Here is a 7,728-nt window from a genome sequence, read left to right as displayed (position 1 = left end):
CAAGGAACTGCACAAAGCAGCAACCAAAATCGACAAGGAACTGCACAAAGCAATAACCAAAACCGACAAGGAACAACACAAGGCGGAAATCAAAATCGCAACAACAATAACAATCGCGGTAAGTTCAACAATAACAACCGTAATCGTTTCAATAAAAAAGGGAAAAAGGGGAAACAACAAACCTCTAATAAGCCAGCTGTGCCACCACGTAAATTCCGCGAGTTACCTGAAGTATTAGAATATACAGAAGGAATGAACGTCGCAGATATCGCGAAGAAAATTCATCGTGAGCCAGCAGAAATCATCAAAAAATTATTTTTACTTGGTGTGATGGTCAATCAAAACCAAGCACTAGATAAAGATACCATCGAATTATTAGCTACCGATTATGGTATGGAACCACAAGAAAAAGTGGCAGTGGATATTGCAGATCTCGATAAATTCTTCGAAGCAGAAGAAGTAAATCCAGAAAATCTAGTTTCTCGTCCACCAGTTGTTACCATCATGGGACACGTTGACCATGGGAAAACTACATTACTTGATACATTACGTCATTCTCGTGTAACAAGTGGCGAAGCTGGGGGTATCACTCAACATATCGGAGCTTACCAAATCGAAATTGACGGCAAACCAATCACATTCTTGGATACACCAGGACATGCTGCCTTTACAAGTATGCGTGCGCGTGGTGCAAGTATCACTGATATCACGATTTTAGTGGTTGCCGCAGATGATGGTGTAATGCCTCAAACGGTAGAAGCTATCAACCATGCAAAAGCTGCTGGTGTACCGATTATCGTAGCTGTCAATAAAATCGATAAACCAGGTGCAAACCCACAACATGTCATGCAAGAATTAAGCGAATATGAATTGATTCCTGAAGCATGGGGTGGCGAAACGATTTTCGTAGAAATCTCTGCGAAATTTGGCCAAAATATTGAAGAACTATTAGAAATGATTTTATTAGTTGCTGAAGTCGAGGATCTAAAAGCAGATCCAACACAACGCGCACTTGGTACAGTCATTGAAGCACGTTTAGATAAAGGAAAAGGCCCTGTGACTACTTTACTTGTTCAACAAGGAACACTTAAAGTTGGCGATCCAATCGTGGTAGGGAATACCTATGGCCGTGTGCGTGTGATGGTCAACGATCTAGGCCGTCGTGAAAAAACAGCTGGACCAACTACACCAGTTGAAATCACAGGTTTGAATGATGTTCCTCAAGCAGGAGATCGCTTCGTAGTCTTTGAAGATGAGAAGACTGCTCGTGCGGCAGGGGAAGAACGTGGAAAACGTGCAATGCTAGAACAACGTGCATCAAATAGTCGTGTGACATTAGATAACTTGTTCGAAAGCTTAAAAGAAGGCGAACTAAAAGAAGTAAATGTCATCATCAAAGCCGATGTTCAAGGTTCAGCAGAAGCATTAGCCGCGTCATTGAAGAAAATCGATGTTGAAGGTGTACGTGTGAAAATCGTCCATTCAGCCGTTGGAGCAATCAATGAAAGTGACGTTACTCTTGCTGCTGCAAGTAATGCGATCATTATCGGATTCAACGTTCGTCCAACACCACAAGCTAAGATTCAAGCAGATACTGAAAAAGTAGATATTCGTTTACACCGAATCATCTACAAAGCCATTGAAGAGATCGAGACAGCGATGAAGGGAATGCTTGATCCGGAATTTGAAGAAAAAATCACTGGTCAAATGATCGTACGTGAAACATTCAAAGTTTCAAAAGTCGGAACAATCGCTGGTGCCTATGTCACAGAAGGCTATATCCGCAGAGATAGTGGTGTTCGTGTCATTCGTGATGGCATCGTCATCTATGAAGGACAATTGGCTAGTCTGAAACGTTTTAAAGATGACGTCAAAGAAGTGAAAATGGGTTATGAATGTGGTGCAATGATTGAAAAATTCAATGATCTAAAAGTGGACGATGTTATCGAAGGCTTCATCATGGAAGAAATCAAAACCAACTAATTTAAAAAAGGAGGCCGCTCATTATGGCTAACTATCGTGACCGCCGAGTCGGTCAAGAAATTTTAAAAGAAGTCAATGATATCTTACGTAAAAAAGTACGTGACCCACGTGTCGAAAATGTAACGATCACTGATGTACATGTGACAGGAGATCTCCAACAAGCAACGATTTATTATAGCCTTTTATCTGATTTAGCTTCAGATAAGAAAAAAGCTCAAGAAGGGTTGAATAAAGCAAGTGGTTTGATTCGTCGGGAATTAGGGCATAACTTGAGTATTTATAAAACACCTGAATTAACGTTTGAGCTAGATGAATCTGTGGTTTATGGAAATCATATCGACGAACTGTTACGTAATTTAAACAAAGACTAACAGCATAAAATAGAGTGTTTTGATTAGCAAGATCTACTAAAGTAACGATTGCTAGGACAAAACCGTCTCTAAACACTGAAAAAGGATTTCACGAACATTTTGAAATGAATGTTTCGTGAAATCCTTTTATTCTGGCTCTTTGTCAAATCAAACTGATAAAGTCATTTATAATAAACATCAAAGTTAGCAAAGTACTAGCTTTGATGTTTTTTGTGCTCGTTGTCTCCTTGTCAAATGATAATGGTGAAGAGAGATCTTAGAATTATGGTGAACAATGAATACACAAATAATTCATTTCAAATTAGTGTTTCATCGACGCTATTCCATCGGGATTTTTATTTGTCTTTTTTTCAAAAAAAAACGAGTGTGGAACAAAAGCGTTATTTACTTTTGTTTCACGCTCTAAATACATATGAACGTCGGGAGCAGAAGCAAACCTTCGGAAATAAGCTGAAATTCACAAAAATTTGAAAAGCAATTTTCGTGAGTTCTTTCTTGTTTCTCGGAGCTAAACGCTTCTGTCCCAGCCTCAAACATTATAGCATTTTAAAAAGATGATCAAGAACCTAGTTGATCACCTCTTCTGGGTAAAAGCAGACTTTCCTCAAAAAGAACGAAAGAAAAGATTGGTTTTAGGTTGACTTGTTATTTACCAGACAACCACCCATATAACCAATCAAAGGGTGCAAAGAAAAGATTTTCCATGGTACTCCCTCCTTTTAAAAAAGAATACCACGATTAATGTTTACATAGGTGTAAAGTTTTGTTACGTTTTTATTTCTAAATGATAAAAATCGTCCAGAAACAGATCAAAGTCGTTAGCATTTAGTTTCTATATGTTATAATAATTCAGTTGACAACAAATAGAACGGAGAAAAGTGATGGAAGGCTTATTACCTTTATGGAAAGAACGTGGCATGACTAGTCATGACTGTGTATTTAAATTAAGAAAAATATTACATACAAAAAAAATCGGACATGGTGGGACTCTTGATCCAGATGTCGATGGTGTGTTACCGATCTGCATTGGCAAAGCAACGAAAGTGATTGAATACCTAACAGATTCAGGTAAGACATATCAAGGCGAGATCACTTTAGGTTTTAGTACGACGACCGAAGATAAGTCGGGAGAAATAGTTGAAAAAAAGGTTGTCGAGGAAGAAATTTCCAGTGAATGGATCGATCAGGTCATGGCATCTTTTGTCGGAGAAATCCAACAAATTCCTCCGATGTATTCAGCAGTAAAAGTCAACGGAAAACGACTTTATGAATACGCTCGTAATAACGAAACAGTAGAACGTCCTGTAAGAACTGCTCAAATTTACCGTTTTGAACGGACAAGCTCGCCAATATGGTCAAAAGAAACCGATACGCTTTCTTGGCGTTTTGAAGTAGAGTGTGGAAAAGGAACCTACGTGCGGACGTTAGCAGTCGATACTGGGGCAAAATTAGGCTATCCAGCACATATGTCTGATCTCACACGAATAGCTAGTGCTGGGATGAAACAAGAACAAGCGCTCACATTAGAACAAGTGGCATCCTTGGTGGAAAATAATGAGATTGATGCTTATTTACTGCCAATAGAAGTAGGTGTGGCAAAATTCAAACGCTTAGATATCAATGCAGCGTTATGGCAAAAAGTAAAAAATGGCATGCGCTTAGATTATCAGGAATTTGGTTTGTCAGAAATGCCAATGGAAGAAATTGCTTTGTTTTATCAAGATAAGGTCGTTAGCATCTATCAGCCAAACCCAAAAGAAAAGAATAAATTAAAACCAAGTAAAGTATTAAGAAACGAGGTATAACGTAAAATGGAAATCATCAAAATCAGACATCCTTATCATCTTGAACAGATACCTAAAGAAGAGACAGTTTTAGTTTTAGGTTTCTTTGATGGTGTGCATTTAGGTCATCAAAAAGTGATTGAAACTGGTAGAACGATTGCACGTAAAGAAGGGTTAAAACTGGCACTGATGACGTTCAATCAGCATCCCTCGATTGTCTTTCAAAAGATCAATCCAAGCGACGTGAAATATTTAACAACACTGGAACAAAAAGAAGTAAAAATGGCAGAATTAGGGGTAGATTACCTTTATGAGATTGATTTCACTTCTTCATTCGCTCATTTAGCTCCACAGGATTTCGTGGATCAGTATATCGTTGGTTTACATGCAAAATATGCTGTCTCAGGGTTTGATTATACTTATGGTCCAAAAGAAATCGCAGATGTTGCTCATTTGCCAGAATATGCCAAAGGACGTTTTGAAGTGGTGACTGTTCCAAAAGAACAAGAAGAAGGTCAAAAGATCAGTTCTACTCGCATTCGTAGTCAATTAGATGCAGGGAACATGGAGACTGTAGCCAAACTTCTTGGGTATACGTACGAAATCGAAGGAGTTGTCATTCACGGAGATGCGCGGGGACGCTTACTAGGCTTTCCGACAGCAAATGTCAAAGTGAAAAGTACTGCACATTTACCGAAAGTCGGTGTGTATATTTGTGAGATTAAAATCGGTGAAAGCTGGTACCCAGCCATGGGATCGATTGGACATAACGACACGTTTGGTGAAGGTCGAGCTTTAACCGTAGAACTGTATATTCTAGACTTTGATCAAGATATTTATGGGGAGCATGTGGCTGTTCGTTGGTACCATTACATCAGAGACCAAATCAAATTTGATGGTGTCAATGCATTGATTGAGCAACTCCAAGCTGATGAGCAAGCAACCGCTAGTTACTTCGAAAAATAATTAAAGAATGTTAAAAAATTACGTTAAGACACTAAAAATATTTCCTGAAAATGTGAGAAAAGAGAGCTAGAGCGTACATCTTGAAAGGGATGTGCGTTCTATTTTTTGATCGGCCATTCGTTTTGCATTTTTGGTGCGTATGATTTGCCTTGCCCTACACTAGTTGGTGTACACTAATTTTAGGACATTTTTATAATCTTTTAAAAAACAAAGGTTATAAAAATGATCAAGGAAGGGGCTATGGTTAATGTATAAAGAATTAGAACAAAAAGTAGCGGTAGTAACAGGGGGATCAAAAGGAATCGGTACAGCAATCTCTCAACGTTTTGGGGAAGAAAAAATGAAGGTCGTCGTAAACTACCATTCAGATGAAGAAGGTGCGCAAGAAGCAGTGAAAGCAATCGAAGAAGCAGGCGGGCAAGCGATTGCTGTAGAAGCAGATGTTAGTACCGAAGAAGGCATTCAAACACTGATCGATAAAGCCATTGAATCTTTTGGTCAATTAGATGTTTGGGTCAATAACGCTGGAATGGAAAATCAAAAATCTACCCATGAACTAAGTTTAGAAGATTGGGAAAAAGTGATAAATGTCAATTTAACCGGTGTATTTTTAGGAACTAAAGCGGCAATCAATTATTTTAAAGAGCATGATCAACAAGGAAGTATCATCAATCTTTCTTCGGTACATGAACAAATTCCATGGCCAACTTATGCTCACTATGCAGCATCAAAAGGTGGAGTGAAATTGTTTACGCAAACTGTTGCGATGGAATATGCACCTCAAGGCATCCGTATCAATAGCATTGGTCCAGGAGCAATCAGAACACCAATCAATGCGGAAAAATTTGATGATCCTAAACAAAAAGAAATAGTAGAAAGCATGATTCCAATGGCCCGTATCGGTAAGCCAAGTGAAGTTGCAGCAGCAGCAGCTTGGTTAGCTTCCGATGAATCAAGCTATGTCACTGGGATCACGCTCTTTGTTGATGGTGGGATGACACTTTATCCTTCATTTCAAGGTGGGAAAGGATAATTCATAAATGGGTCTATTGATTGCATTAATACCAGCGATTGGATGGGGGATCCAACCGCTGGTATTAAAGAAAATTGGAGGACGGCCAACGAATGAAATTCTTGGTACAGGCGTTGGGGCTTTACTTGTCGGACTGTGTGTCCAACTATTTATGTCGCCTGATGGGATTTCTGTCACTACTTTTTTGATTAGTTTTTTATCAGGTGCTTTTTGGGTAATCGGACAAATAGGCCAATATACGACTTTTAACCTTTTAGGAGTATCAAAAACGATGCCGATATCAACTGCCTTACAACTGATTGGTACGTCATTAATTGGTGTTTTTGCTTTTGGTGAATGGGCGGGGACGACTGGCAAAGTTATTGGTGGCTTTGCTATTATATTGTTAGTGATTGGATCTGTTTTGTCCACTATTAGTGACACGGAAAATCATAAAGGTGGCTTGGCTAAAGGAATTACGATCTTAGCTTCTACAAGTATTGGATACTGGGTCTATAGTGCTTTGCCCAAGTTAGTTGATGCTGGTGGTGTCTCAATCTTTTTTCCACAAATGCTAGGTGTATTCCTAGGCGCAATTATCTATGTAGTTTTAAAAAGGCCGAAAACGTTTTCAGAAGGAAAAAGTTGGAAAGCGACTCTTGTCGGGGTCATATTCAGTCTTGCAGCATTTGCGTATATTTTTTCAGCTGCTGCCAATGGCGTAGCTACAGCATACATCATCACGCAAATGAACGTTGTCATTTCTACACTTGGAGGAATGGTGATCTTGCATGAGAAAAAAAGTCCAAAAGAGTTAAAATTCACATTAATTGGACTGGTATTAATCGTTGGCGGAAGTATGATGACAGTACTAATTTAAAATGAATGTGTGAATAATAAATATAGTGAAAAAATAAGACTAGAAGAGGGGAGACATCCATTTATCATAAATGTCTTACTCTCTTCTAGTCTTGCTGAATGAGGGAAATATTTGTTTCATTTAGTAATTGATTATTTATCCACGTACCAAAATTCATTACATAATTAAAGTTTCCACCAATGATGATCTCAACATGGTTCTCATCCAAAAGATTATAGAGGAAAAAACGGTCTTTCTTATTTGCATACACGTCTGAATGATAGGTACATAAATTATCCCGAAAGTGGTAGAGTGAAGACAAATCTTCATAGTAGATGGAAAATTTCATCGTAACTGGACCTAAAGCAGACAATGTATTTTCACGATTCGTTTCAATTATCCCTGAAGTTCCATTTAGAAATTCAGCCAAATCTTGTTCAGAAAATTTCCATTTGCCACCGATTTTCCTTCCTTTCAACTTCCCTTCCCGTAAATAATTTCTTATGGAGCGAGTAGTCACTCCAATTTTTTCTGCTAATTCATTCACAGAATAATAATTATTCAAAAAACAACCCCTCCTATAGTCATGCAGGTATTATTATTTTGGTATATTCGTAGCATATGCCATATTAAATGAATGAATACAAAGAAAAATACAACTCATCTTTTTAAGGACTAAAAATATGCAGACGAATAAAAACGTTTCTTTTTTCTAAACGAGATAAAGATATCTTACAAATTATTATTATACTC

General features: G+C 38.1%; 7 protein-coding genes. 6 read left to right on the top strand and 1 reads right to left on the bottom strand.

Annotation, left to right across the window (positions count from 1 at the left end; genetic code table 11):
• The 6 genes from infB to A5844_RS02565 form a co-directional block, all read left to right on the top strand.
• Positions 1-1,983, top strand: a 1,983-nt coding sequence (gene infB, locus A5844_RS02590; RefSeq protein WP_086283643.1) for a translation initiation factor IF-2, incomplete at its 5' end; no start/stop codon positions are given.
• A 23-nt stretch (positions 1,984-2,006) separates the two neighbouring features.
• On the top strand, positions 2,007-2,354 hold the full coding sequence (rbfA, locus tag A5844_RS02585) for a 30S ribosome-binding factor RbfA (protein ID WP_086283641.1): 348 nt from the start codon (positions 2,007-2,009) through the stop codon (positions 2,352-2,354).
• 881 nt (positions 2,355-3,235) lie between these two features.
• Complete coding sequence (gene truB, locus A5844_RS02580; protein WP_086283639.1) at positions 3,236-4,159, top strand: tRNA pseudouridine(55) synthase TruB; 924 nt, start codon at positions 3,236-3,238, stop codon at positions 4,157-4,159.
• Positions 4,160-4,165: 6 nt separating this feature from the next.
• Positions 4,166-5,104 carry a riboflavin biosynthesis protein RibF gene (gene ribF, locus A5844_RS02575; RefSeq protein WP_086283637.1) on the top strand — a complete coding sequence of 313 codons (939 nt, stop codon included), beginning with the start codon at positions 4,166-4,168 and terminating at the stop codon, positions 5,102-5,104.
• 247 nt (positions 5,105-5,351) lie between these two features.
• Positions 5,352-6,137 carry a glucose-1-dehydrogenase gene (locus tag A5844_RS02570; RefSeq protein WP_086283635.1) on the top strand — a complete coding sequence of 262 codons (786 nt, stop codon included), beginning with the start codon at positions 5,352-5,354 and terminating at the stop codon, positions 6,135-6,137.
• A gap of 7 nt (positions 6,138-6,144) precedes the next feature.
• Positions 6,145-6,996 carry a GRP family sugar transporter gene (locus A5844_RS02565; protein WP_086283633.1) on the top strand — a complete coding sequence of 284 codons (852 nt, stop codon included), beginning with the start codon at positions 6,145-6,147 and terminating at the stop codon, positions 6,994-6,996.
• An 85-nt stretch (positions 6,997-7,081) separates the two neighbouring features.
• Here the strand turns inward: A5844_RS02565 and A5844_RS02560 are convergent, their stop codons facing one another.
• On the bottom strand, positions 7,082-7,540 hold the full coding sequence (locus A5844_RS02560; protein ID WP_086283631.1) for a helix-turn-helix domain-containing protein: 459 nt from the start codon (positions 7,538-7,540) through the stop codon (positions 7,082-7,084).
• Positions 7,541-7,728 lie beyond the last annotated feature (188 nt).

The sequence above is a fragment of the Candidatus Enterococcus wittei genome (assembly GCF_002140175.1).
Taxonomy (GTDB): domain Bacteria; phylum Bacillota; class Bacilli; order Lactobacillales; family Enterococcaceae; genus Enterococcus_B; species Enterococcus_B wittei.
The sequence above is the reverse complement of the archived record's forward strand: the minus strand, read 5'-3'. Positions and strand labels throughout refer to the sequence as shown.

What these genes read in the sequence shown, in the direction of transcription:
- A5844_RS02570 (WP_086283635.1), top strand. Translation starts at nt 5,352, where the DNA reads ATGTATAAAGAATTAGAACAAAAAGTAGCGGTAGTAACAGGGGGATCA.
- truB (WP_086283639.1), top strand. Translation starts at nt 3,236, where the DNA reads ATGGAAGGCTTATTACCTTTATGGAAAGAACGTGGCATGACTAGTCAT.
- A5844_RS02565 (WP_086283633.1), top strand. Translation starts at nt 6,145, where the DNA reads ATGGGTCTATTGATTGCATTAATACCAGCGATTGGATGGGGGATCCAA.
- ribF (WP_086283637.1), top strand. Translation starts at nt 4,166, where the DNA reads ATGGAAATCATCAAAATCAGACATCCTTATCATCTTGAACAGATACCT.
- rbfA (WP_086283641.1), top strand. Translation starts at nt 2,007, where the DNA reads ATGGCTAACTATCGTGACCGCCGAGTCGGTCAAGAAATTTTAAAAGAA.